Genomic DNA, 24,780 nt, shown 5'->3' with positions numbered 1-24,780 from the left:
CCAAATTTGGGGTACTGCCAGGCATGTACGACAGCAAACGGCGTTGCGACCGGTTGAATCCGCAGCCATGAGCCGTCGCTCAAGCAGCCTGTACATCAGCTTCAGGACTGATTGCGAACCGTGCGCGAAGGGTGTCGGCACCGCTTTCGAGTCCGTCACCTCGAAATCCGGCCTTTGCCAGCTATTGGGCAAAACTTGAATTGACTTCGCCGCTAGCGCATCGCCTCGAGCAGACGCCTGGCCGCCCGCAGGTCACGCGTGTCGAATCCCTCCGAGAAGTCTTCGTACACCGGCTGCAACAAGCTGCGCGCATCCTCCTGCCGGCCGTCCTTCATCCACACGCCCGCCAGGCCCGTCGCGCATCGAAGCCGCCAGGCCAGGGCATCGTGCTGCCGGGATGTCTCCACTGCTTCGACCAGCAGGGCTTCGGCCAAGTGGCTTGTCTCGGGCCTCCGGCCCATGAGGTTCGCTTTCGCGCGCAGTAACTCCGACAAGGAGCACCGATCCTCGAAGCGCCGGGCGCGCTCGATGCCTGCCGTGGCCAGTTCAATCCCCTCGTCTTCGCGATCGATAAGGCCCAGGGCCTCGCAGACCGCCGAGACGAAACCGGTGTAGTGCAGCACGTAGAGCGCTTCGCCGATCTCGTCGAAGGCTGGACGCAGGTCACGCTCGTAGGCCAGGCCGTCGCCGGCGCCCAGCGCGAGCAGGCCGTTCCACAAGCGTCCGCGGGCCTTCCAGGTCGAGATGCCGTGGCGGCGCGTGGCCGCGACGGCCGCTGCGGCCGCATCCCCCAGCGCGGACGCGCCTCCGGTCAGGACGGTGATAGCGCACAGCCCCTCGGTGAGGGCATAGCAAATCGAAGGCGCGTGGTCGAGTGTGCGTGCGGTTTCCACCGCCTGCCGCGCCGCACGCATGGCCTGATCCGCAAAGCCCTGCAGCCACAGCGTATGCGCCAGCGAGCTCAGCGCAATCGTCTTCTGCTCGTAGATGAAGCGGGTCTGGTGCGAGCGGTAAACCGGCGCCTCATAGCGCTCGGCCACGCGTTGCAGCCCGCTGCGGGCCTCGCCCAAGCGTCCCTGGCAGAGCAGCGACATGCCTGTCATTCGGCTGCCGACAAGGCGGTCGGCCTTGTGAGGCCGCGCGTCGGCCAGTGCCGAGAAGCGCCGGGCCAGCGCCAGGGCGGCCTCGTAGTTGCCGTTGAGGTATGTGACGCTCCACGTCCCCCAGATCGCGCGCAGCCGGTACTCATCGTCGCCCAGCCTCTCTGCGTAGTCGAGCGCGCGCCTGAAGGCGGCGCCGGTCTCCGAGCCGACGCCCTGGTACAGCAGGGAGGCGCCCTTCGCGGCATACAGCTTCATCCGCGATCGGCTGTCCACCACCTCCTCGTCGTCGAGGTGGGCCAAGGCCTGGTTCACACGCGCCAGGCATTCTTCGAGCAACCCGGACAGCATCCACAGCGGTACGGCGCTCGTGGTCAGCGCAACGCCGAGCGAGGGGTCGCCTTCCGGCGAAAAGCTCCAGTTGACCGCTGTCCGCAGACCCTCGAGATGGCCGGCGTACAGGGCGACCCATTCGGCCGTGGGCAGGGTCTCCCACTCGATCTCGGCGCGCACGAAGAGGTCGCGGTGGTGTTGCGCGTGGCGCAGCGAATACTCCCGCAGGACGCCCCGAGCCTGCATCTTCTCTCGCGCATAGACTTGGGTAGTCTCCAGCAGGCGGTACTTCGCGCGGGCCGCACCATCCACCGTGATGAGCGACTTCTCCACCAGTTGCGAGAGATACTCGACCACTGCGGCTGACGGAATGTCCGCTGAGGAAGCAACGGCCGAGGCCGACTCCATGGAGAACGAACCGAAGAAGACGCCCAACCTGCCGAGGACTTCGCGCTCCTGCGCAGACAGGAGTTCGTAGCTCCAGTCCAAGGCGGCGCGCAGCGTCTTCTGCCGCGGCAGGGCGGTCCGGACGCCGCCGGTGAGCAAATTGAACCGGTCGTCGATGCGGTCGGCAACGCCCTCGAGTCCAAAGACCCGCACGCGTGCCGCGGCCAGCTCGATGGCAAGCGGAATGCCGTCGAGATGCCGGCAGATGCGCGCCTTGAGCTCGGCAGCCTGCGCCTTGCCGGCCGACTCTTCGCCACCGGCGGAAGCGGCGCGGGCATCGAAAAGCTGCAGGGCGCCGTAGGCCAGCAGTTCGTCGACGTCGCGGACCTCCTCGCCGGGCACATCGAGCGACGCGACCCGGTAGACGTACTCGCCGTCGACCTTGAGCGCCTCGCGACTCGTGGAGATGACGCTGACGAACGGCCCGGCGCGCAACAGCTTCTCGGTGATCTGCGCCGCGGCGTCGACCAGGTGCTCGCAGTTGTCCAGCACGAGCAGCATGCGTCGATGGCTGATCGCCGAGGCGATGCGGTCCAGCGAAGGGGTACCTGCGCCCTGCGGAAAGCCGAGCGCCTCCGCCACGGTGGCGGGAAGAAACTCCGCCGCCGAAACGGGCCCCAACTCGGCGATCGACACGCCATCGGGAAAGCCGGCTGCCAGGCTACGGGCGGCCTCGATGGCAAGCCGCGTCTTGCCGACACCGCCGGCTCCCACGAGGGTAATCAGCCGGCTGCTCGCGGCCAGCTCGACGATCTCCCGCAGCGCGGCCTCGCGCCCGATCAGAGGCGTCACGCTCACCGGCAGCGCACGCATAGCCGAAGCGACGGTAGACACGGCCTGCAGGCCCTCGGCCTCCGGCACGCCGAGCCCGTCCGCGATCTCGGCGACGAACTGGTAGCCGCGGCCGGCGACGGTTCGGATCACCATCCGGTCATCACCCAGCGCGCGGCGCAGCGCCGAGATCTGCGCCTCCAGCGTGTTCTCCTCGACGATCCGGCCGGGCCAGGCCTGCAGCATCAGCTCGTCCTTGGTGACCACGGCGCCTCGACCTTCGACGAGGGCGATCAGGATGTCGAAAGCTCTGCCGCCCAGGCTGACGGGGCGGCCTTCGCGCAGCAGCTCACGCCGCTGGACAGATACCTGGCAGCGGCCGAATGCAAACGACGGGCTCGGGTAAGCGGCGAGTTTCATCCTAAGAGGGGCGGGGCTGCGCAGCCGGGTGGGCGGAGTTTAAGGGGCGTTGGTGCCCGGGGTGAATGCACAAGGTTTCAGGTGTTTTCAGGTTTCGCCAGCGCGCATCCGGGACACCCAGGAGGTGCGCCGGTACCTTTGCGCCATCGCCCGCTGGATCAGGAGCACGCCATGAGCTACGTCACTTCCCGGGACGGAACAAGGATCTTCTACAAGGACTGGGGCTCGGGCCGGCCCGTCGTTTTCTCCCATGGCTGGCCGCTCGACGCGGATGCCTGGGACGCGCAGATGCTGTTCCTGCTGCACAACGGCTACCGCGTGATCGCGCACGACCGCCGCGGGCACGGGCGCTCGGACCAGCCGGCGGGCGGCCACGACATGAACACCTTCGCGGACGACCTCTCGACCCTGATCGAAGCACTCGACCTGACGTCCGCCGCCTTGGTCGGACACTCGACCGGAGGAGGCGAGGTGGCCCGCTACGTCGGCCGCCACGGCACCCGGCGGATCGGGCGGATCGTGCTTATCGGTGCGGTGCCTCCGCTCATGCTGAAGACGGCCGCGAACCCGGAGGGGCTGCCGATCGACGTGTTCGACGGCATCCGGGCCGGCGTTGCGGCCGACCGACCGCAGTTCTTCCAGGATCTCGCCAAGGCGTTCCATGGCTACAACCGGCCCGGCGCGACGCCTTCGCACGGGGTGATCGATTCGTTCTGCCTGCTAGGCATGCGGGGCGGCATCCGGCCCGAATACGACTGCATCGAGGCCTTCTCAGAGACGGACTTCAACGACGACCTCAGGAAGTTCAATGTACCGACGCTGTTCATTCACGGCGACGACGATCAGATCGTGCCCTTCGTCGCTTCCGCCTCGGCAGCATCGAAGCGCGTCCGGAACTCGACGCTCAAGGTGTACGCGGGCGGCTCGCACGGCATTTGCACGACGCAGGCAGATCGGGTCAATGCCGACCTCCTGGCTTTCTTGGAAGACTGAACTCAAAGGAGAACACCATGCTTGGACTGACATCCCTGGGCGCGATCCACACGGCCATCAGCCTCGTGGCGCTGGCATCGGGCGTACTTGCGCTCGTGCGCCATCTTGAGATCTCGCCCGCCACGGGGCTCGGGCGCGTCTACCTCTGGACCACGGTGCTGACCTGTCTCACCGGCTTCGGCATCTTCCAGCATGGCGGCTTTGGCAAGCCGCACGCGCTGGGCGTTGTCACGCTGCTGGTGCTGGGGCTCGCAGGGCTGGCGACAAGGCGGCGCGTCTTCGGCAACGCCTCGCCCTACGTGGCGACCGTCGGCTACAGCGCAACCTTGTTCTTCCACATGATTCCGGGACTGACCGAGACCTTCACCCGCTTGCCACTCGGTGCCCCCTTGTTCTCCGGCCCCGAGGATCCGGCCCTACAGAAAGCCGTCGGAGCCTGCTTCGTCCTGTTCGTCGCCGGGGCCGCCTTGCAGGTTCGCCGCCTCTTCGGACTTCGCTCGCAAGCCTCGATGCCGGCCGGGCAGGGTGCACAGCCATGAACCCGTTCAGCTGCTTCCTTGCATCCGCCCTGGTGCTGCTCGGCTTGGCCGGCGTGGCGCAGGCGGCCGATCAGGGTCCGGTCCGCATCAGGGTGGAGCCCTTCATCAGCCTTCCCGACAACGTCCGCCATCCCGAAGGACTGGCCTCCAACCCGGTGACCCGTGAGATCTACGTCGCGACCTTCGATGCGCGCATGCCCGAGGCGGCGCGCAACAACCAAATTCTTCGCTACTCGCAGGAGGGTCGGCTGCTGGCCCAGAAGAGCTTCGGGGCCACCCCCCTGACCGGCATCGAGTATGCCGACGGCAAGCTCTACATCCTGAACTTCGGTGCGTCGAAGCTGCAGCGCATCGACGCCGACTTCACCGCCTCGACTCCGGTCGAGGACCTGGTCGAGTTCAAGGCGCTGACGCCGCCTGCACCGTCGCCGAGATCGATCTCGAACCCCGACGGCAGCAAGGACGTCATCACCTTCGGGTCGAGCGGCTTCGCGGCACCCAACGGCATGGTCTTCGACAAGGCGCGCAACCTCTACATCTCCGACTCGTTCCAGGGCGCGATCTACCGCATCGAGCGAGCGACGAGTTGCGCACCATGCGCGCTGCAGCTGCTGTCGCGAGATCCGCTGCTGGCCACTGCCGGCGCCTTGCCCTTCGGCGCCAACGGGCTGGCCTTCAATACCGACGAGAGCGCCCTCTACGTCAACAACGCCGGAGACGGCCGGCTGCTGCGCTTGAAGCCTTCCACCGGCGCTATCGAGATCGTCGCGGAAAGCGTGTTCGGCGCCGACGGCCTGCTGTTCTACAAGGGACTTCTGTGGATCGCGTCCAACCAGGCGGACGTCGTGCTCGGACTGGACGAAAAGGGCCGGACCCTGGTTCGTGCCGGCGAGTTCGAAGGCATCGGCCATGACGGTGCGCCGCGAGGCCTGCTGTTTCCCGCCACCACCGCCGTGCAGGGCGACTGGATGGTGGTCACCAACCTGGCCTTGCCGCTGACCGCTGCCGAGGGCGACGAGTGGGAAGAGCGGGTGACCCGGTGGAACCTGGTCCGCTTCAGGATCCCCGGCGCCATGCACTGACTGCGCGTGGCTTGAAAGCGAAACCGATTTCCCCGCCTCGGCCGCCGAATCCGCGCGCGGCGTCCAAGAGGCTTTCGCGCGGCGACACACCATTGGAAAGGAACATCATGAGCACGATCACGACCAAGGACGGCACAGAGATCTTCTACAAGGACTGGGGCCAGGGCCAGCCGATCGTCTTCTCCCACGGCTGGCCGCTGTCGGCGGACGACTGGGACAACCAGATGCTGTTCTTCCTGGCGCAAGGCTACCGCGTGATCGCGCACGACCGGCGCGGCCACGGCCGCTCGACGCAGACGTGGACCGGCAATGAAATGGACACCTACGCCGACGATCTCGCCGCGCTCACCGCCGCGCTGGACCTGAAGGACGCCATCCACGTCGGGCACTCCACCGGCGGCGGCGAAGTGGCGCGTTATCTCGGCCGCCACGGCACGAAGCGTGTCGCCAAGGCCGTGCTGATCGGCGCGGTGCCACCGATCATGGTGAAGTCGGAAACCAATCCAGGCGGCCTGCCTATCGACGTGTTCGACGGCATCCGCGCCGGCGTCGCCGGCAACCGAGCCGAGTTCTACCGCGACATCACCCTGCCCTTCTATGGCTACAACCGCCCCGGCGCCAAGATCTCCGAAGGCATCCGCCAGCACTGGTGGCTGCAGGGGATGATCGGCGGCATCAAGGCGCACTACGACTGCGTCAAGGCGTTCTCGGAAACGGACTTCACCGAAGACCTGAAGAAGATCGACGTGCCGACCTTTGTGATGCACGGGGACGATGACCAGATCGTGCCGATCAGCGCTTCGGGGTTGGTGTCGGCCGAACTGGTGAAAGGCGCCAAGCTCAAGGTCTATCCCGGCCTGCCGCATGGCATGTGCGCGACGCACCCCGACGTGATCAACGCCGACCTGCTCGCGTTCATCAAAGACTGATCTCCGCGCGTCCGGGGCCAATCATGAAGGCCTTCAAGCTCTCCGTGGCCGCAGTGCTCGGCCTCTTGAGCTCATGGTGCCGCCTGCCGGCGCGGCGGGGCCCAGCTCGCCCACCACCACCGCTCCCACGCTGCGCATCAATGTCGACGGGCAGGAGATTGCGTATCGCGTCATTGGGGCCGAACTGGCGCGCCCCTGCTGCTGCTTAATCGCTTTCGAGGCACCATGGACCAAGGCTGCGATCTGGCTGTTGGAGCTTCCGAACAGCATGTCGCATTCTCAGTGACCAGGCACCGCCTGATCTTCAACCGCGGCCCGACGATCACTGATCGAGATCTCGTCAACGATTCTTCCGTGGGCTTCCGTCTTCGGCCGCACCCGGCGCCGTCGATCAATGGATCTCGGCAACCGCTGCCCCCGCGAGCAGATACGCCCCTTGCTCAGCCTTCAGCGCAATGCGCCCTGCGCGATGTGCCGGCACCAGCATTTCCATCTTCATGGCCTCCATCGTCGCGATGGCGTCGCCCTGGGCGACAGTGTCGCCGTCGGCCACCTTCCACGCTTGCAGCGTTCCGGCGATCGGTGCGGCAACCGATGCGGGGTCTGCAGCCACCGGTGTTTGCGCCGCGGCTGGCGATGCAGAACCGCCCGCCATGGACTGCAAGCCGCGCAGGAGTTCGGTCGGGAGCCCAAGCGCCATGCGGCGCCCGTCGATCTCGATCACGGTGCGCACCAGGGCTGCATCGGGCGCGGGCAGCTCGCTGCGCACGGCGGCGGCCAGGATGTTGGCGAAGTCGGTCTCGATCCAGCGCGTGTGCACCTTGAACGCATCGTCCGATGTGAAGTCCGGCTGCTCCATCACCGCGCGGTGGAACGGCAGCACCGAGGCCACGCCCTCGATGCGGAACTCCTTGAGCGCCCGCCGCGCGCGGGCAATGGCCTGCGCGCGCGTTGCGCCGGTGACGATGAGCTTGGCCATCAGCGAGTCGAAAGTGCCGGGCACCACGGAACCCGACAGCACGCCGGTGTCCACGCGCACGCCTGGGCCCGAAGGCGCCTCGAACAGGCGCACCTGGCCGGGCGTCGGCAGAAAGCCGCGGCCCACGTCTTCGGCGTTGATCCGAAACTCGAAGGCGTGGCCACGCGGCACCGGCGTGTCGGAAATCGACAGCGGCAGGCCATCGGCCACCCGAAGTTGCTCCACCACCAGGTCGATGCCCGAGGTTTCCTCGGTCACGGGGTGCTCAACCTGCAGGCGGGTGTTGACCTCGAGGAACGAGATCGCGCCCGTGCCGCTGAGCAAGAACTCCACGGTCCCGGCGCCGACATAGCCGGCCCTGGCGCACACGTCGCGCGCCGACTGGTGGATGCGCGCGCGCTGCTCGTCGGTCAGGAAGGGCGCAGGCGCCTCTTCGACCAGCTTCTGGTTGCGCCGCTGCAGCGAGCAGTCGCGCGTGCCGAGCACCACCACGTGGCCGTGGGTGTCGGCGATCACTTGCGCCTCGATGTGGCGCGGCCGGTCGAGGAACTGCTCGACAAAACACTCGCCGCGGCCGAAGGCGGTGACAGCCTCGCGCACCGCCGATTCGTAAAGGTCGGCCACCTCATCCATGCGCCAGGCCACCTTGAGACCGCGCCCTCCTCCACCGAAGGCGGCCTTGATGGCAATGGGCAGACCGTGCTGTTCGGCGAAGGCGAGCACTTCCCGCGCGTCGTTCACTGGCCCGGGCGTGCCCGCGACCAGCGGCGCCCCGACCTCCAGGGCGATCTTGCGCGCCTGCACCTTGTCCCCCAGCGCATCGATGGCCTCTGGCGGCGGGCCGATCCAGGCGAGACCGGCCGCGATGACGGCGCGCGCAAAGCCTGCGTTCTCCGACAGGAAGCCGTAGCCCGGGTGCACAGCGTCGGCGCCGCTGCGCGCCGCCACGGCCAACAGCTTGTCGATGTTCAGGTAGGTGTCGGCGGGGCGCTGGCCGTCCAGGCCATAGGCCTCATCGGCCATGCGCACGTGCAACGCGTCCAGGTCGGCGTCGGCATACACGGCGACCGACTTCACGCCGTAATCTGCGCAGGCGCGCACGATGCGCACGGCGATCTCGCCGCGATTTGCAATCAGGACTTTTTTCATGGGGTACCGAATGGGTGGATGGGGTTGAAGCGCAGGCTGGCGCCGATGGGAACCTGCCCCGCGAGGTCGAGGTGGTAGCTGGCAACGGCGCCGATCACCGGGTAGCCGCCCGTGAGCGGGTGGTCTGCCATGAACAGCACGGGCTGCCCGCTCGGCGGCACCTGCAAGGCGCCGAGGGTTGTCCCTTCGCTGGGCAACTCGGCTGCGTTGGCGCGGGTCAATGGCTGTTCGCCGGCCAAGCGCAGGCCGACGCGGTTGGACTGCGGCGTGACCTTCCACACCTGGCTGGACAGCAGCGCCACCGCCTCGGGCGTGAACCAGTCAGTGCGCGGGCCCATCACCACGTCGAGCGTGATGGTCTCGTCCATCGTGGGCAGGTCGGCGGGCGGCTGCTCGTGCAGGCCCACGATGGCGCCGCGCACCACCGTACGTATGGGCAACACGTCACCGGTTGCAATGGCTGCCGGCCCGACACGGGCCAGCGTGTCGGTCGAGCAACTGCCCAGCACCGGCGCGATGGCGAACCCGCCTCGCACCGCAAGGTACGAGCGCATGCCCGCGTGCGGCTTGCCCAGCATGAGGCTGTCGCCGTCGGACAGCGCGATCGCCTGGTAGCCAGGCGCGGACCAGGACGCACCACCGGCGCTGGTGATGACAAGGGGTGCATCGGCACCGGTGAAGGCCACCACCGCTTCGCCGCGGCAGACGAACTCGAAGCCGCCGTAGGCAATCTCCACGCAGGCCATATCGCTGGCATTGCCGACCAGCCTGTTGGCCGCGCGCAATGCCCCCTGGTCCACCGCCCCCGAAGCCGACACGCCCTGCCCCGCCTGACCAGTGCGGCCCGTGTCCTGGAACAGGGCCTGCAGTCCGGTACTGCGGATCTCCAGCGCAGCGCCATGGGGCTCGACAGTGACGGATGCTGCGGGCGGCTGGGTCGCCAACGCGGCCGACGGGCGCGCGGGCCGACTGGCCATGTCGATGAAGCGAACGCGGAATCCCGGTTGCAGCAGCGCCGGCACCTCGCGCCCCAGGTCCCACATCGGCGTGGCCGTCACGCCAATGATCTGCCAGCCGCCCGGGCTCGCCTGCGGATAGACGCCGCTGAAAGGCCCCGCCAGCCCCACCGCACCGGCCGGGATGCGCGTGCGCGGTGTGGTGCGACGCGGCACGTTCAGGTTCGGGTCGCCGCCGCTCAGGTAGGCAAAGCCCGGTGCAAAGCCGGTGAAGGCGACGGTGTATTCGCTCGCCGTGTGACGACGGATCACCTCGTCACGCGAAAGGCCCAGCATCTGCGCGACCTCGTCGAGGTCTTCACCGGTGTAGTCGACGGGAATCTCGATCAGCGTGGCCGCGCGCTCGACCTGCGCCGTGAGGCTGCGCGCGCCGATGCGCTCGACCAGCGCCGCGTGCGATAGCTTCTCGGGGCGATGGCGAACGAGTAGTGTGCGCGCGGCCGGCACCAATTCCTCGATGCCGTCGATGGGCTCCGCCTGCAGTGAAGCCAGGAGCGCCAGGGTCTGCGGCAGGTCGTCGAGTTCGACCAGCATGGCATCGAGGTTGACCGGAAGAAAGCGCATCATCGAAGTGCCTCCGAAGGCGCCGCATCGACAAAGGACTGCACGCGCACACCCGAGCGCTCGAGCAGCGCGCGCACTTCCCGCGCCATCTGGACTGCGCCGGGGCTGTCCCCATGCACGCAAAGCGATTCGGCCTCGATGCGCACCGTGCTGCCGTCGATGGCCGTGACGACACCCTCGGTCGCCAGGCGCAGCATGCGCGCCGCCACCTCGGGCGCGTCGTGCAGCACGGCGCCCTTCTCGCGCCGCGAGACCAGCGTGCCTTGCGGCGTGTAGGCGCGGTCGGCAAAAGCCTCGGCCACGGTGCGCAAGCCGCTGGCCTGCGCCCAGTCCAGCAACGGCGAGCCGGCGAGCCCGACGAGATACAGGCTGGGATCGATGGCATGGATCGCAGCGATCACGTCGCGCGCTTGCCGCTCGTCATGGGCGATCGTGTTGTAGAGCGCGCCGTGCGGCTTGACGTAGCGCACCCTGGTACCCGCCGCGGTGGCCAGCCCCTGGAGTGCACCGATCTGGTAGATCACGTCGGCCATCAGGTCGGCGCTGGCCACGTCCATGTGGCGCCGGCCGAAGCCGGCCAGGTCGGGGTAGGACACGTGCGCGCCGACGACCACGCCCTGGTCGGCCGCGCGGCGCAAGGTCTGCAGGATGCCGGCCGAGTCGCCGGCATGGAAACCGCAGGCCACGTTGGCGCTGCTCACGATGGCCAGCATGGCGTCGTCGTCGCCCATGCGCCAGGCCCCCAGGCTCTCGCCGAGATCGCTGTTCAAATCCATGGTGGTGCTTGCCGGTGCCAGGATTCAGTCGACCTTGATACCCGCGTCGTCGATCACCTTCTTCCACTTGGCGGAATCGTTCTTGATGAGTTCGGTCACCTTCGTCGGCGGGCCGCCGACCACGTCGAGACTCATCTCGTCCAGCCGGGAACGGACTTCCTTCTCGGCCAGGATGCTGTCGATCGCCTGGTTCAGCGTGGTCACGATCTCGGCGGGCGTGGCGGCCGGTGCCATGAAGGCGTACCAGAAGGTCATGTCGAAGTCCTTGCCGCCCGACTCCGACACGGTCGGCAATTCGGGATAGGCGGCCAGGCGCTTGGTGGTCGTCACCGCCAGCGCGCGCATGCGTCCGCTCTTGACCATCGGCATCGCTTCGGGCACGAGCGCCATCATCAACTGCACCTGCCCGCCCATCACCTCCTGCAATGCCGGGGCGCCTCCCTTGTAGGGCACATGCACTGGGTCGAATCCGTTCGCCTTCTTGTAGTACTCCATACCGAGATGGCTGGGGGTCCCTGGTCCGGCCGAGGCATAGCTGACTGCGCCGGGCTTGCTCTTGAGGTACGCGCCCAGCTCCGTCATGTTTTTCGCTGGCACCGACGGGTGCACCACCACCACGCTGGGCACGGTGGCCGCCAGCACGATGGGCGTGAGGTCCTTCTGCGGGTTGTAGGGCAGCCGCGCACCGTAAAGACCCGGATTGACCGCCAACCCGCTGAGTGTGGACAGCAGGATCGTGTAGCCGTCGGGCGCGGCCTTGGTGACGCTGGCGATGGCGATCTGCTCGCTGGCGCCCGGCTTGTTCTCGACCACCACCGCCTGCCCGAGGCGCTTGCCCAGCCGCTCTGCGACCACTCGCGCCAGGGTGTCGGTGGAGCCACCGGCCGCGTACGGCACAACGATCTTGATCGGCTTGGTCGGATAGTCGGCGGACCAGGCCGGCTGGGCACCGGCGACCAGCAGCGCGACAGCAGCTAGAGCATTCAGAGAGGAAAGAGTCATCGGGCGCTCCAGTTGGGTTGGGTGTATGACTCGACCGATCGGAATATCTGGTTGAATCATCGAGAACGAATTGTTGAACAATTCAATCCAGAACGAAAGGCATGTCTGGGGGCAATTTCTAAGTGAATACCCTGTTTTTGTTGAACAATCATGCGACTATGTGCAGCAGGATCTGCTACAAACCCACCCCAATGACTCCGCCCGACACCCCCTCCCCCGCAGCCCAGACGCTGAGCGAACGCATGGCCGAGCAGGTGCGGCAGAAGATCACGCAGGGCGAGTTCTTGCCCGGCCAGCGCCTGTCCGAGCAGGCCCTGAGCGAGAGCCTGGGCATTTCGCGCAACACGCTGCGCGAGGTCTTCCGCATGCTGACCAAGGACGGGCTGGTCAAGCACGCGCCGAACCGAGGCGTGTTCGTGGCGATCCCGAGCATCGCGTCGATCATCGACATCTACCGAGTTCGCCGCCTGATCGAGTCTCAGGCACTGTTGCAGGCCTACCCGCGCCACCCGGCCAAGAGGAAGATGCGCGAGGCGGTGGAAGCCCAGCTTCGCTGCCGGGACAGCGGCGACTGGGTCGGCGTGGGGACCGCCAACATGGCATTTCACATGGCCATCGTCGAGCTGGCCGACAGCGAACGGCTCAACCTGTTGTTCGCCCCGGTGTTGGCCGAGCTGCGCCTGGCCTTCGGCTTCTTGCGCGACGCCGAATTCCTGCACGCGCCCTACGTCGACATGAACCTGAAGATCCTCGAACTTGCTGAAGCCGGCAACTTTGCCGGTGCAGCTGCCGCGCTCAACGAGTACCTGGTGCAATCCGAGCGCATCGTGCTGGCGGTCTACGCCAGGCACGTGTCCGAGTCGGCGGCCACTCGCACATGAGCCAGGCGGCGGCCCAGGGCTCCGGCGGTGCGCCAAAGTGGAGCTGCACCGTCCTCGGTTGACTTTCACCCACCGTTCGTCAAGGTCGGCTGTTCTGTGGGCGAAGGAGCCTGTTGCAAGGTCGAGCACCCTACCGCTTGTCGCGGGTTGCCCGAACTCATTGCTTGAACTCCCGCTCGTGCAGGAAGGAAGCGTGCTTGGGCGCGCGCTTGGTCTTCGACCACTCCTCCAGCATGTCCCACTTCACCGCGTCCAGCCGCCGGATCATGCTCTCCTCCTCGGGGTCGGGGCAGGCCAGTTCGACTCGATGTCCGTTGGGATCGAAAAAGTAGATCGAATGGAAGGCGCCATGGTCAGTGACGCCAAGCACTTCGACCCCGTTGGCATGCAGGTGGTCTCTGAATTCCAGCAACTCCGCGCGGTCCTTGACCCGGAAGGCGATGTGCTGCACCCATTCGGGGGTATTGGGATCGCGGCCCATGGGCGGTTTGGTTGGCAGCTCGAAGAACGCCAGCACATTGCCGTGGCCCGCGTCGAGGAACACGTGCATGTACGGATCAGGCTCCCTGGTGGAAGGGACCTGATCCTCCGCGATAGCCAACACGAAATCCATCTTCAGCATCTGGTGGTACCAGAGCACGGTTTCCTTGGCGTCCATGCAACGGTATGCGACGTGGTGGACGCGATCGATTTTCATCAAAGAATCTCCGTTCAAGAATCGTTCGCGCTTGGTACGCGATTGACGATACCCAATCGATCCAATTCGGGCGTCGGCCTGTTCGCACTCGACGCCTGCATGCCGACCCCGCCATCGTCGCCAAGCTCCACGTCGAGATCACCCGCATCCTCAAGCTGCCCGAAGCCACGGAGAAGCTGGGAGCGATGGGCAGGGACGTGGTCGGCTGCAGCCCCGAGCAGTTCACGCAGACCATCAGAGACGACGCGGTGAAGCTGGGCGCTGTCACAAAGGCCGCGGGCATCAAGCTCGATCGAAGCTACGGCGTGCCAGTTGGAGATGCCAAAGCGCAACTCGACATCGACCTCTGCAAAAGCCCGAAGGAATTCTTCGACTTGAGGTGTTGATCAGGGACAGCGGCTGAGCGGCAACGTCTCAATCCCGGTGCGAACGCTTCCCTTCAAGATCTTCGACGCCCGGTGTCCACCCGCTTGGCTCTCTGAGCGGACGCCGAGAGTCCGAGTTCGGAGGTCGGCCATGGGCGGCCCAAAGCTCCGATTGGCGACTTGCGGGAGCTGTCGTTCGGGGGCTGGCCGCACGAATATACGGAGAAGCGATCCGCACCGAGATGAGTGAGACAAGCCTGGGCCAGGATGCTTCGCAATGAATTGCGTTGCGAAACAAGGATCACCACGATCCGTCCTGCGGCCAGCAAAGCCCTCGTTGGGAAAAATATGACCGACCCCTCGCGTAACGCCGGCAACGGAGCGTCCACAAGGGGCGCCACATGGGCCGATTCCTAGGGGAAACACCAAGCCAGCGCCCGTCGCCGCGACACTCGGCTCAGCGCTTATCCGAGCGGTGATCTCATCGCGACGTTCAGCGCCCCGGGATTCATGCCACACTCGTCACTCCGGCCCCAGCCCCGCTCAGCCGCCCGCGGCCGAATCCTGCTTCCTCTCGCCCGAGGACCGCGCTGCGATCATCCCGGCCAGCCTCAGATAAGTTCGCGTCGGCGTGTCTCCGAACAGTGGGTCCGGGCACGAGGGCGCGGCTCTGGCGACGACCTCCCAGTCCTGCGCAGTCAACAGCAGCCGCGCATGCGGCAGGATCTGTCTTTCCTCCGCGGCAAGGTGATGCCGGTAGTAGGCCAGGTAGAGTGCTGCCGCCGCTTCCACCGTCGCGCTGCGCACATAGGTCTCGCTGATGACTTGGTTCAGGCGCGCGACCAGCTCTTCGCCCGCGACGGCGAGGACACGATGATCCTGATGCAGACGGCTGATCGGCAATTGCATCCGCGGATCGTGCGTCGCGAGGATCGTGAACGCTGCATCTTCGCGTGGATGGTGAAAGCAATCGCCGAACTCGCGCAGGTACGAAACGATCTCAAGCATCAGGGGGTAGTCCGGGCTCTCGCCGTCTCGAAATCTGGCAACCTGCTCCTCAAGGAAGCTGAGGAGCAAGGAAAAATTCCCGTGCTCGGCATGCCATTGCGCGATCTGGCTGGTCATGTTGAACCTCCAAAACTGATGAGCCTGAACGGACACTCTACGCCGCTTGACCGACAGATTCTTCGATCTGCATTCGCGCCAATGCCCGACGCTTGAGCGTCTCGCCACCGGGCCCGAGGCAGCGCCCCGCGACAGTCGCGAAGCCCGGGCCTGCGCTCGCTGGATCCGACGATCGCATCGCTGCGGCACCCGACCGCAGCTTCATCGGAGGGTCGTCCTATCCGGGTATCCCGAACATGACCAATTGGGTCATCGCGTCCACAAGCTCCTCGTTCCTCGGCGAGCCGTCTGGGTTGGCCTCGATCAATTGCCGAGCACGAGTGAGTGCTCTCCTCGCTTCCTGCACGTGGATGCTGTCCTGCTTGCGGTCCAGCTCGGCCAGCATGTCGCCGATAGCGGAAGTCACAGATGCCCGATCCATAAAGGGCTCCCGGCGCGCTCAGTCAGGCGCTCGACAATAGTTACGGCTTCACTTCCAGCCTGGCCAGCGCCAGTACAAGGCGGCGAAGAGCGGCATCGGCAGGCAGCGACCCGTGTCAGCACGACATGCAGGGCGACCGGCATGACCCCATTGTGCGCGGATGTCGCCGTTTCAGTCACTGGCGAGTCGTGCGGAACCTGGCTCCTCGGCCGCCTTTGTACTCAAATGCAACGCTGGCATTTGCCCTGGTCCGCCTGTTGTGCCGCGCGGTGCCGCGATCGACAATTTGATCTTGGCTGCGCTGTTGCCCACAACGTATCGGAGGTCGCAATGCAGATGATGAAAGCTGCAGTGGTCCACGAGTTTGGCAAACCGCTCGTGATCGAAGAAGTGCCGGTGCCGAAGGTGGTACCGGGTCAGGTGCTGGTGAAGGTGGCGGCCTCGGGCGTCTGCCACACCGACCTGCACGCCGCCGATGGCGACTGGCCGGTCAAACCATCGCCGCCCTTCATTCCCGGCCACGAAGGAGTGGGCCATGTGGCCGCCGTGGGCGCTGGCGTGAAGCATGTGAAGGAAGGTGACCGCGTCGGCGTGCCTTGGCTGCATACCGCCTGCGGCCATTGCGAGCACTGCATCACGGGCTGGGAAACCTTGTGTGAAGGGCAGCAAATGACGGGTTACACCGTCGACGGAGGCTATGCAGAATACGTGCTGGCCGATCCGGGCTACGTCGGACATCTGCCCGCGAATCGAGGTTTCTCTGAGCTCGCGCCCATTCTTTGCGCGGGGGTCACTGTCTACAAGGGCCTCAAGGTGCTCGACTGCCAACCCGGCGACTGGGTTGCGATCTCGGGTGTCGGCGGGTTGGGCCATCTGGCAGTGCAGTACGCCAAGGCCATGGGCTTTCATGTGGCGGCGGTGGACATTGACGATGCCAAGCTCCAATTGGCCAAACAGGTCGGCGCGGACATGGTCGTCAACGCCGCCAGCGCCGATCCAGCCAAGGAGCTTCAGCGCGATCTCAAGGGGGCGCACGGCGTACTCGTCACGGCGGCCTCGCGCGCCGCCTTCTCGCAAGCACTGGGCATGTTGCACAAGCGGGGAACCATGTCGATGGTCGGACTGCCGCCGGGCGACTTCGGCCTGCCGATTTTCGATATGGTGCTGAACGCAAAGACTGTGCGCGGCTCGATCGTGGGCACTCGCAAGGACCTGCAAGAAGCGCTGGCCTTCGCCGGCGAGGGCAAGGTGCATACCGTGTACAGCGAAGACCGCATCGAGAACATCAACCCAATCTTCGATCGCATGCGCAAGGGCGAGATCGAGGGCCGGGTGGTTCTGCGGCTCACCGACGAGGCGTAGCGGGCGACCAAGGCAGTTCGCTCGATTCGCTGAATTCACCGGGGCCGGCCACAGGCGCGGCCGCCCACCAGCCCGGAAAAGCGCCGACGCAGCGCGCCCGGCGCTTCCCTCCCCGCCTCTGGCGACCCTGCATGACAGGAGACGCACCATGACCAAGCAAGCCTCTTCGCGTGCCACGACGCAGCAGAGCCCGCTGGACAAGGACGAACTGCGACGCATCGATGCCTGGTGGCGCGCGTGCAACTATCTTTCGGTCGGGATGATTTATCTGCGGGACAACCCGCTGCTGCGCGAGCCGCTGAAGGTCGAGCACGTGAAGCACCGCTTGCTCGGACATTGGGGCGCGAGCCCGGCGCTCTCATTCGTATGGACGCATCTGAACCGTGTGATCAAGCGCGACGATCAGGACATGATCTTCATGGCCGGGCCGGGGCATGGCGCCCCTGGCGTACTCGGCCCCGCTTACCTCGAAGGCACCTACTCCGAGGTGTATCCGGACAAAAGCGAAGATGCCGAGGGCATGGGGAAGTTCTTCAAGCAGTTCTCGTTCCCGGGCCATATCGGCTCGCATGTCACGCCCGAAACGCCCGGGTCGATCCACGAAGGTGGCGAACTGGGTTACAGCCTCTCGCATGCCTACGGCGCCGCGCTCGACAACCCTGACCTCGTCGTGGCCTGCGTGGTCGGCGACGGCGAGGCCGAGACCGGCCCGCTCGCAACGGCCTGGCATTCGAACAAGTTCATCAATCCGGCTCGAGACGGCGCGGTGCTGCCCATCCTGAACCTGAACGGCTACAAGATCGCCAACCCGACCATCCTCGCGCGCATCAGCCACGAGGAGCTGGAGGCGCTCTTCGTGGGCTATGGCTACAAGCCGTATTTCGTCGAGGGATCGGACCCCGCCGAGATGCACCAGAAGATGGCCGCAACGCTCGATACGATCTTCGCCGAGCTCCGCGACATCAGGGAGAAGGCGGGCGTGAGCGGCCGCGCCGAGCGGCCGCGCTGGCCGATGATCGTGCTGCGCACGCCCAAGGGCTGGAGCGGGCCGAAGGAAATCCGGGGCCACAAGGTCGAAGGCTCCTGGCGCTCGCACCAGGTGCCTTTCTCCGACGTGCGCGAGAACCCCGCGAGCCTGGAACTGCTCGAGAGCTGGATGCGCGGCTACAGGCCCGAGGAACTGTTCGATGCCGGCGGGCGGCTGGTCCCCGAGTTCAGGGCCCTCGCACCCTTGGGGCCGCGGCGCATCAGCGCCAACCCGATCGCCAATGGCGGCCTGCTGCGCCGGGAGCTGAAGCTGCCCGACTTCCGCGACTACGCGGTGGACGTGCACGAGGCCGGCAAGGTGCTGCACGAGAACACCCGGCCGCTGGGTGAATTTCTGCGCGACACGATGCGCAACAACATGAGCAGCTTCCGGGTGTTCGGCCCCGACGAGACCGCGTCCAACCGTCTGCAGGCGGTCTACGAGGTCAGCAAGAAGGTGTGGATGGCCGACCTGCTGCCCGAGGACGCGGACGGCGGTGAGCTCGCCCGCGACGGCCGCGTGATGGAGATGCTCTCCGAACACACCTTGATGGGATGGCTCGAAGGCTATCTGCTCTCGGGCCGTCACGGCTTCTTTCACACCTACGAGGCCTTCGCCCACGTCGTGGACTCGATGTTCAACCAGCACGCAAAGTGGCTGGACATCTGCAAGAACCATGTGCCGTGGCGCGCGTCGGTGGCCTCGGAGAACATCCTGCTGTCGTCCACCGTCTGGCGCCAGGACCACAACGGCTTCTCCCATCAGGACCCCGGCTTCATCGACCTGGTGACCAACAAGAGCCCGTCGGTCACGCGCGTCTACCTTCCGCCGGATGCCAACACGCTGCTGGCGGTGGCAGACGCCTGCCTGCGCTCCACCGACTGCATCAACGTGATCGTGGCCGACAAGCAGAAGCACCTGCAGTTCATGTCCATCGACGAGGCGATTGCGCACTGCGCCAAGGGCGTGGGCATCTGGCGGCGCGCGAGCAGCGACGAGGGCGACGAGCCGGACGTGGTGATGGCCGCGTGCGGCGACGTTGCGACCCAAGAAGCACTGGCGGCGACGGCGATCCTGCGCGAGCGGGTGCCCGACCTCAAGCTGCGCTTCGTGAACGTGGTGGACCTGTTCAAGATGCAGCCGGCCAGCGAGCATCCGCACGGCTCGACCGATCGCGAGTTCGACAGCCTGTTCACGCGCGACAAGCCGGTGATCTTCAACTTTCACGGCTACCCCTGGCTGATCCACAAGCTGGCCTACCGCTTCTGCAACCACGAGCACCTGCACGTGCGCGGCTACAAGGAGAAGGGCAACATCAACACGCCGATGGAGCTCGCCATCCTGAACCAGGTCGACCGCTTCAACCTCGTGATCGACGTCCTCGACCGCGTGCCGCGCCTGCAGAGCCGCGCAGCGCACCTGCGGGAAGACATGAAGAACGCCATCATCGACAACCTGAACTACGCGCACACCCACGGCACCGACCGCGCGGAGATCGCGAACTGGGTGTGGCCGGGCTGAGTCCGAGGGGATGAAGCATGGCCAACAGCCCTACCCCGAACACGATCCAAGACAACGCCGGAGCCCCCCGGCGCGGCCTGGATGCCGATGCACTGCAGCGCGACGTGGTAGACAACCTCGTGTGCCTGCAGGCGCGCTTTCCGGCCATCGCCACCCCGCACGACTGGTACATGGCGCTGGCCTACACCGTGCGCGACCGCCTGCTGGCGCGCTGGGTCGACACGATGCAAACCGATCGCGCGCGTGACGCGCGGGTCGTCTGCTACCTGTCCGCCGAATTCCTGATCGGACCACAACTCGGCAACAACCTGATCAACCTCGGCATCGAGGAGCAGGCGCGTGCAGCCATGAGCGCGCTCGGCCAGGACCTGGATGCAGTGATGGCCCTCGAGGAAGAGCCGGGCTTGGGCAACGGCGGCCTCGGCCGGCTCGCGGCCTGCTACATGGACTCGCTCGCGACGCTCGAGAAAACGGCCATCGGCTACGGCATCCGCTACGAGTTCGGCATCTTTCGTCAGGCGATCCGCGATGGCTGGCAGGTGGAGGAAACCGACAAGTGGCTGCAACAAGGCAACCCGTGGGAGATCGTGCGGCCGGATGTCGCCTTCTACGTTCACTTCGGCGGGCACACCGAATCCGCGACCGACGCGCAGGGGCAGTATCGCGTGCGCTGGATCGCGGCCAGGCAGGTCAAAGGGGTGGCATGCGACACGCCGGTGTCGGGCTATCGGGTCCATCGCTGCAACACGCTGCGGCTGTGGAAGAGCGAGGCCGTCGAGTCATTCGACCTGGCCGACTTCAATGTCGGCGACTACTACGGCGCGGTGGAGCAGAAGGTGGTTTCCGAGACGCTCTCGAAGGTGCTCTATCCGAACGACGAGCCCGAGATCGGCAAGCGCCTGCGGCTCGCCCAGCAGTACTTCTTCGTGTCCTGCTCGCTGCAGGACATGCTGCGCTTGCTTGATCTCAAAGGCGAGCCGATCGCACGCTTTGCCGACGTGTTCGCGGCGCAGCTCAACGACACCCATCCTTCGATCGCGGTCGCCGAGCTGATGCGGCTTTTCGTGGACGAGCGCAGGCTGCCGTGGGACCAGGCCTGGGACATCACCTGCCGCACCCTCGCCTATACCAACCACACGCTGCTGCCCGAGGCGCTGGAAACCTGGCCGCTGCCACTCTTCCAAAGCCTTCTGCCACGACCGCTGGAGATCATCCTGGAGATCAACCGGCGCTTCCTGGAGACGGTGCGACAGCGTCTACCGGGCGACGAATCGCGCGTGGCCCGCATGTCCCTGATCGATGAGTCCGGCGTTCGACGCATCCGCATGGCGCACCTGGCGACTGTCGGCAGCCATGCCATCAACGGCGTCGCGGCGCTGCATTCGACGCTGCTGCGAGAGACGGTGCTGCGGGACTTTGCCGAGCTGTGGCCCGACCGCTTCCACAACGTCACCAATGGGGTCACGCCGCGGCGCTTCCTGACCCTGTGCAACCCCGGCCTTGCGCGGCTGTTGGACGAGACCGTGAGCGAGGGGTGGATGACGGACCTCACGCGCTTGCGGCGTCTCGAGGCGCATGCCGACGACGCGGCGTTCCAGGAGCGATGGCGCCAGATCAAGCGTGCGAACAAGGAAGTGCTGGCGCAGCGCATTCGCAGCGCCACCGGCATCGTCGTCGATCCGGGCGCGCTCTTCGACATCCAAGTCAAGCGCATCCACGAGTACAAGCGCCAGCACCTGAACGCGCTGTACATCGTTGCCCTATACCAGCGTCTGCGCCGCAATCCGCAACTCGCCCTCGCGCCGCGATGTTTCGTCTTCGGCGGCAAGGCGGCGCCCGGTTATGCGATGGCCAAGCTGATCATCCGCCTGATCAACGGCATCGCAGAAGCGATTGACGACGATCCAGCCGTTGAAGGACGGCTGAAGGTGGTCTTCTTCCCGAACTTCAATGTCACGAATGCCCATCACATCTATCCGGCTGCGGACCTGTCCGAGCAGATCTCGACTGCGGGCAAGGAGGCATCGGGCACCGGCAACATGAAGTTCATGATGAACGGCGCACTGACCATCGGCACGCTGGACGGGGCGAACGTCGAGATCCTCGAGGAGGTGGGTGCGGACAACTTCTTCCTCTTTGGCCTGCGCGCGGAGCAGGTGCAGCGTGTGCAGCGTGAGGGCTATCGCCCTGCGGACCATGTTGCAGCCAGCGACGAGTTGCGCGACGCGCTGGACCTCATCGGCTCGGGGCATTTCTCGCACGGCGACCGCGATGTGTTCCGCCCACTGGTGGAGAACCTGATGCAGTGGGATCACTTCCTCGTGCTCGCGGACTTTGCCGACTACATGGCATGCCAGACCCGCGTGGACGCCGCCTGGCAGGAGCCGGCACGCTGGACCCGCATGTCCATCCTCAACACCGCGCGATCTGGCAAGTTCTCGTCCGATCGGGCGATCCGCGAGTACGGCGAGCGCATCTGGGCCTGAGGGTCCTCCTGATTGCCCGTGCCGGGACGATGAGAGTCAACGAAGACAAATGCTCGGCACCTTGCGCCGCATCCAAGCCGATGCACGAGGCTCGCGGCAGACGAAACGACGCTCCGCGCCCCTTCCGAGTTCGCGCGCCTGCTGGCAACCGCTCAAGCAGAATGGCCGAAAGCTCCCCTTCCCTACGGGCGTCCCCCTGAAGGCGCATCCACTTTGCTCCAGGTCGAATCCGGGTCGAAGACCTTCATGTCCCGCGCGATCGTTGCGCCCTTCGGTCCCAGGTCCTTCTGGTAGAGCACCCCGTCGTGACTGATCATGAAGCTGGTCACGCCGGTGTCCCCATACTGGATCGGCCAGGCGATCAAGGCGAAGCCGGCGCGCATGCGATTGCCGATGATGTAGTCGTAGGCCCCGCCCGGTGCATCCTTGCCCTGCGCCGTCAGAATCTTGTAGTGGTAGCCGTGGTAGCCCTCGCCCGGCTTCACGCCGCCGAAAAGCGGTCCCAACGGACTCTCGCCCTGTGCGTCGTCGGGCCAGTACAGGCCATCGCGCTGGCCCGGCGTACTGGCGAACCTGCGCGCGTACGAGAGCACGCCGTCGCCGTCGCGGTCACGCTGCGCATATTCCTTTTGTGCGTCGAAATAGGCCAGCACCGCCTGCATGGTGGCAAGCTCATTGCGGCCGATGCGCCGAGTGCGCATCTCGTCGGCGCCCGCTCGCGGGTCGAAGCGCCAGCTACCGGCCTTCATGACCAGCGGAATGGGCAATGTCCAGCCACTGTCGCCGACGGCCAGCACGGCCTTGTCCTGGCCGGTCGTCACGACCTTGTGTGCCTTGTCCCAGGCGGCGAGAAAAGCCTGCAGGTCGGCCTTGCCGATGTCGTCGGCCGGCAGGAAGCGCTTCCAGTCGGCGCCCAGGACCTTGCGCAGCGCGGCGGGGTCGTTGCCGGATACGGCGTCGCGGAAGGCCTGGGCGGCTGCCTCGGCGCTGGGATAGGGCTGCTGCGCCCCCGCGAGGCTGGGGACGACCAAGGTAACGACGGCGATCATCGCGGCGGCAGCGAGCCGGGCAGCAGATCGGCAGATGGGCATGTGCATGGCGTGCTCCTGTGCTTGTTTTGGTTACCGGCGTCCACCACCCCCGCGGCCGCCGCCGCGCACTCCGCCGCCGGCGCGGCCCCCACCCCCGCCGTAGCCACCGCTGTAGCCACCACGCGCCCCTCCACCGCTGTAACCGCCGCCCCCATAGCCGCCTCGGCCGCCGGTGTGCTGCTGTGACATCTGCCGGCTGGCATTGCCGCGGTCCATCTGCTGGCGCGCCTGCCCGGCATTGCCGGCGCCGCTGAAGGCGTTGTCACCGCGTGCTCCGCCTTGCGCGCCGACGCGTGACAGCCCGTCGTTGCCGCCGAACCCTCCCTGCCCTCGTGCGGCTGCGTCAGCGCGCTGGCGAGTGGCCGGATCGTTGCGCAACTGCTCACGCCCAGCTCCCGGATCCATGCCGCGCTGCTGCAGCGACGACTGTGCCTGCTGTCGCTGTGCGTCGCGACCGCGGAAGTCGCCGCGGTTCTCCCCGCCCGGCACGTTCTTGCCGAACTGCTGCTGGCTGCGGCTGTCGCGGTAAGGCACGCCGCGCCGGTTCTGGGCGTTGTGCTGGAAGCGATTCTGATTGGCGTTGATTTGCCGGTTGGTGTTGATGCTGTTGTAGCGGTTCGTGTTGATATTGACGTCGCCACCGCCCCAATTGCAATTGCCCCAAAGCGCACCGACGGCCGCCACCCCGACCCCGAAGGCGATGCCCGTGGCCAGCGCCGCGCCAGGGTAGTAGCCTGGGTAGTACATCGCCGGCGGGTACCAGTAGTACGGCGGGTAGGCCGGATAGGGCCAGGTGCCATACACCACCGTCGGGTTGTAGAGGGGCACGTAGACCGTCTGCGGGTTGGCCGGCTCGATGGTGATCGCCTCTTGCTGCACGGTCACGGTCTGCTGCTCGGTCGTCTTTAGGTTGCCGCTGTCGCGCGCGCGGGCACGCAGCCGTTGCGCGGAGTCAAGCACGTCCTTCGATGACGCGAGGAAGGCGTCGCCCAGGTTCTGCACCCAGTCGGGCTTCTCGCCCATGGTCTGCAGCACCTGCGGAAAGGCCACCAGCGACTTCACGCTCGGATCCCATGGCTGGTTCTCGACCGCGCGCACGGCCGCGTCGCCGGACTGCTGGGGATTCGCCTTCGACCACTTCGCGGCGTCGGCCACGTCGGCCGGGTAGGTCGACGCCATCAGCACCTGCGACAAGAGCGAGTCCGGATACAGGGCGATGGGCGCCATCATCTGGTCGATCTGGGCCTGGTTGAAAGTGCCGTCCGCCGCAGGCGCCGTAGGCACCCCGGCAGCGGAACCGGCCGGCATCGGTGTGCTGGTGGTCGTGGTGGTGGTGGTGACGCGCGCCGGTTGCTGCACCGCCACCGGCACGGGATAGGCACACCCACCAAGCATCACGGCGAGCGCGATCGCGGACGCTGGCACGTGCGCAGGGTACCGGCGCATCCCAGTGCGCGCAGCTGCTACAGGGGGCGCCAGGGTGACAGGAAGCTCGGGGGGGCCGGGCAGTCCAATCTTCATGTCCGAATCTCCTCATCGTTGGGTGGCAACTTGGGGCAAGTGTCGCGTTGTACCCTCGCATCTCAGGTTCGTCGAGGCTTGGCATCTCGACGGCATGGCGGCACTCGGTTCCAATCGGGGCAATTCAACGCAGAGACGACACCGCCTCCATCCGGACATTCAACGATGCGCTGGTTGCCGCCC

Annotated in this window: 19 protein-coding genes; 8 read left to right on the top strand and 11 right to left on the bottom strand. The window is 66.3% G+C overall.

What is annotated here, in order from left to right; translation table 11 throughout:
- Positions 1-212 precede the first annotated feature (212 nt).
- Positions 213-3,071 (bottom strand): winged helix-turn-helix domain-containing protein, encoded by a 2,859-nt coding sequence (locus QTI04_RS00670; RefSeq protein ID WP_286613757.1) that lies wholly within the window; start codon positions 3,069-3,071, stop codon positions 213-215.
- Positions 3,072-3,242: 171 nt separating this feature from the next.
- Here QTI04_RS00670 and QTI04_RS00665 point away from each other — a divergent pair, with 171 nt between their 5' ends.
- From QTI04_RS00665 to QTI04_RS00650, 4 genes are all read left to right on the top strand, one after another.
- Positions 3,243-4,064: an alpha/beta fold hydrolase gene (locus tag QTI04_RS00665; protein WP_286613755.1), complete on the top strand. Its 822-nt coding sequence runs from the start codon at positions 3,243-3,245 to the stop codon at positions 4,062-4,064.
- Positions 4,065-4,081: 17 nt separating this feature from the next.
- Complete coding sequence (locus QTI04_RS00660) at positions 4,082-4,603, top strand: hypothetical protein (RefSeq protein ID WP_286613754.1); 522 nt, start codon at positions 4,082-4,084, stop codon at positions 4,601-4,603.
- On the top strand, positions 4,600-5,685 hold the full coding sequence (locus tag QTI04_RS00655; protein WP_286613753.1) for a hypothetical protein: 1,086 nt from the start codon (positions 4,600-4,602) through the stop codon (positions 5,683-5,685). The genes QTI04_RS00660 and QTI04_RS00655 overlap by 4 nt, the downstream gene beginning before the upstream one ends.
- Before the next feature lie 107 nt (positions 5,686-5,792).
- A complete protein-coding gene (locus QTI04_RS00650; RefSeq protein ID WP_286613752.1) occupies positions 5,793-6,614 on the top strand; it encodes an alpha/beta fold hydrolase in 822 nt (273 codons plus the stop codon).
- Positions 6,615-7,005: 391 nt separating this feature from the next.
- Here QTI04_RS00650 and QTI04_RS00645 read toward each other — a convergent pair whose 3' ends face one another.
- Genes QTI04_RS00645 through QTI04_RS00630 form a run of 4 tightly spaced genes read right to left on the bottom strand, consistent with a single transcriptional unit; the run spans position 7,006 to position 12,100 of the window.
- Positions 7,006-8,742, bottom strand: coding sequence for a biotin carboxylase N-terminal domain-containing protein (locus QTI04_RS00645; protein WP_286613750.1), 1,737 nt, complete (start codon positions 8,740-8,742; stop codon positions 7,006-7,008).
- On the bottom strand, positions 8,739-10,322 hold the full coding sequence (locus tag QTI04_RS00640) for an urea amidolyase family protein (RefSeq protein ID WP_286614139.1): 1,584 nt from the start codon (positions 10,320-10,322) through the stop codon (positions 8,739-8,741). Before QTI04_RS00640 ends, QTI04_RS00645 begins: the two co-directional genes overlap by 4 nt.
- Entirely contained in the window at positions 10,322-11,098 is a 777-nt protein-coding gene (locus QTI04_RS00635; RefSeq protein ID WP_286613748.1) for a LamB/YcsF family protein, read from the bottom strand. The genes QTI04_RS00640 and QTI04_RS00635 overlap by 1 nt, the downstream gene beginning before the upstream one ends.
- A gap of 24 nt (positions 11,099-11,122) precedes the next feature.
- Positions 11,123-12,100 carry a tripartite tricarboxylate transporter substrate binding protein gene (locus QTI04_RS00630; protein WP_286613747.1) on the bottom strand — a complete coding sequence of 326 codons (978 nt, stop codon included), beginning with the start codon at positions 12,098-12,100 and terminating at the stop codon, positions 11,123-11,125.
- A 191-nt stretch (positions 12,101-12,291) separates the two neighbouring features.
- Between QTI04_RS00630 and QTI04_RS00625 the strand changes: the two genes are divergently transcribed.
- Positions 12,292-12,981, top strand: a complete 690-nt coding sequence (locus QTI04_RS00625; protein ID WP_286602590.1) for a GntR family transcriptional regulator — start codon at positions 12,292-12,294, stop codon at positions 12,979-12,981.
- 157 nt (positions 12,982-13,138) lie between these two features.
- Here QTI04_RS00625 and QTI04_RS00620 read toward each other — a convergent pair whose 3' ends face one another.
- The 4 genes from QTI04_RS00620 to QTI04_RS00605 all read right to left on the bottom strand — a co-directional run bounded on the left by QTI04_RS00620 (position 13,139) and on the right by QTI04_RS00605 (position 15,574).
- A complete protein-coding gene (locus QTI04_RS00620; RefSeq protein ID WP_286613745.1) occupies positions 13,139-13,678 on the bottom strand; it encodes a VOC family protein in 540 nt (179 codons plus the stop codon).
- A 14-nt stretch (positions 13,679-13,692) separates the two neighbouring features.
- Positions 13,693-14,010 carry a hypothetical protein gene (locus tag QTI04_RS00615; protein WP_286613744.1) on the bottom strand — a complete coding sequence of 106 codons (318 nt, stop codon included), beginning with the start codon at positions 14,008-14,010 and terminating at the stop codon, positions 13,693-13,695.
- A gap of 576 nt (positions 14,011-14,586) precedes the next feature.
- Positions 14,587-15,168 (bottom strand): hemerythrin domain-containing protein, encoded by a 582-nt coding sequence (locus tag QTI04_RS00610; protein WP_286613741.1) that lies wholly within the window; start codon positions 15,166-15,168, stop codon positions 14,587-14,589.
- 217 nt (positions 15,169-15,385) lie between these two features.
- Positions 15,386-15,574 (bottom strand): hypothetical protein, encoded by a 189-nt coding sequence (locus QTI04_RS00605; RefSeq protein ID WP_286613739.1) that lies wholly within the window; start codon positions 15,572-15,574, stop codon positions 15,386-15,388.
- Between the two features lie 345 nt (positions 15,575-15,919).
- On the opposite strand from QTI04_RS00605, the gene adhP reads away from it, so the two are divergent.
- The 3 genes from adhP to QTI04_RS00590 all read left to right on the top strand — a co-directional run bounded on the left by adhP (position 15,920) and on the right by QTI04_RS00590 (position 21,985).
- The gene (gene adhP, locus QTI04_RS00600) at positions 15,920-16,951 is read left to right on the top strand and encodes an alcohol dehydrogenase AdhP (protein ID WP_286613737.1); all 1,032 of its coding nucleotides are present in this window, start codon (positions 15,920-15,922) and stop codon (positions 16,949-16,951) included.
- Positions 16,952-17,099: 148 nt separating this feature from the next.
- Complete coding sequence (locus QTI04_RS00595) at positions 17,100-19,499, top strand: phosphoketolase (RefSeq protein WP_286613736.1); 2,400 nt, start codon at positions 17,100-17,102, stop codon at positions 19,497-19,499.
- Between the two features lie 17 nt (positions 19,500-19,516).
- On the top strand, positions 19,517-21,985 hold the full coding sequence (locus QTI04_RS00590) for a glycogen/starch/alpha-glucan phosphorylase (RefSeq protein WP_286613735.1): 2,469 nt from the start codon (positions 19,517-19,519) through the stop codon (positions 21,983-21,985).
- Positions 21,986-22,167: 182 nt separating this feature from the next.
- On the opposite strand, the gene QTI04_RS00585 is transcribed toward QTI04_RS00590, so the two are convergent.
- On the bottom strand, positions 22,168-23,082 hold the full coding sequence (locus QTI04_RS00585; RefSeq protein WP_286613733.1) for a DUF2950 domain-containing protein: 915 nt from the start codon (positions 23,080-23,082) through the stop codon (positions 22,168-22,170).
- Positions 23,083-23,106: 24 nt separating this feature from the next.
- Complete coding sequence (locus QTI04_RS00580) at positions 23,107-24,597, bottom strand: DUF3300 domain-containing protein (RefSeq protein ID WP_286613732.1); 1,491 nt, start codon at positions 24,595-24,597, stop codon at positions 23,107-23,109.
- Positions 24,598-24,780: the final 183 nt, after the last annotated feature.

Origin of the sequence: Variovorax sp. J22R115 (assembly GCF_030317005.1) — a bacterium.
Lineage (GTDB): Bacteria > Pseudomonadota > Gammaproteobacteria > Burkholderiales > Burkholderiaceae_C > Variovorax.
This window is presented reverse-complemented; position numbering and strand designations above follow the sequence as displayed.

Coding starts and splice junctions, on each gene's coding strand:
- QTI04_RS00590 (WP_286613735.1), top strand. CDS start 19,517: ATGGCCAACAGCCCTACCCCGAACACGATCCAAGACAACGCCGGAGCC.
- QTI04_RS00620 (WP_286613745.1), bottom strand. CDS start 13,678: ATGAAAATCGATCGCGTCCACCACGTCGCATACCGTTGCATGGACGCC.
- QTI04_RS00580 (WP_286613732.1), bottom strand. CDS start 24,597: ATGAAGATTGGACTGCCCGGCCCCCCCGAGCTTCCTGTCACCCTGGCG.
- QTI04_RS00610 (WP_286613741.1), bottom strand. CDS start 15,168: ATGACCAGCCAGATCGCGCAATGGCATGCCGAGCACGGGAATTTTTCC.
- QTI04_RS00630 (WP_286613747.1), bottom strand. CDS start 12,100: ATGACTCTTTCCTCTCTGAATGCTCTAGCTGCTGTCGCGCTGCTGGTC.
- adhP (WP_286613737.1), top strand. CDS start 15,920: ATGCAGATGATGAAAGCTGCAGTGGTCCACGAGTTTGGCAAACCGCTC.
- QTI04_RS00585 (WP_286613733.1), bottom strand. CDS start 23,082: ATGCACATGCCCATCTGCCGATCTGCTGCCCGGCTCGCTGCCGCCGCG.
- QTI04_RS00670 (WP_286613757.1), bottom strand. CDS start 3,071: ATGAAACTCGCCGCTTACCCGAGCCCGTCGTTTGCATTCGGCCGCTGC.
- QTI04_RS00660 (WP_286613754.1), top strand. CDS start 4,082: ATGCTTGGACTGACATCCCTGGGCGCGATCCACACGGCCATCAGCCTC.
- QTI04_RS00635 (WP_286613748.1), bottom strand. CDS start 11,098: ATGGATTTGAACAGCGATCTCGGCGAGAGCCTGGGGGCCTGGCGCATG.
- QTI04_RS00640 (WP_286614139.1), bottom strand. CDS start 10,322: ATGCGCTTTCTTCCGGTCAACCTCGATGCCATGCTGGTCGAACTCGAC.
- QTI04_RS00665 (WP_286613755.1), top strand. CDS start 3,243: ATGAGCTACGTCACTTCCCGGGACGGAACAAGGATCTTCTACAAGGAC.
- QTI04_RS00645 (WP_286613750.1), bottom strand. CDS start 8,742: ATGAAAAAAGTCCTGATTGCAAATCGCGGCGAGATCGCCGTGCGCATC.
- QTI04_RS00595 (WP_286613736.1), top strand. CDS start 17,100: ATGACCAAGCAAGCCTCTTCGCGTGCCACGACGCAGCAGAGCCCGCTG.
- QTI04_RS00625 (WP_286602590.1), top strand. CDS start 12,292: ATGACTCCGCCCGACACCCCCTCCCCCGCAGCCCAGACGCTGAGCGAA.
- QTI04_RS00655 (WP_286613753.1), top strand. CDS start 4,600: ATGAACCCGTTCAGCTGCTTCCTTGCATCCGCCCTGGTGCTGCTCGGC.
- QTI04_RS00650 (WP_286613752.1), top strand. CDS start 5,793: ATGAGCACGATCACGACCAAGGACGGCACAGAGATCTTCTACAAGGAC.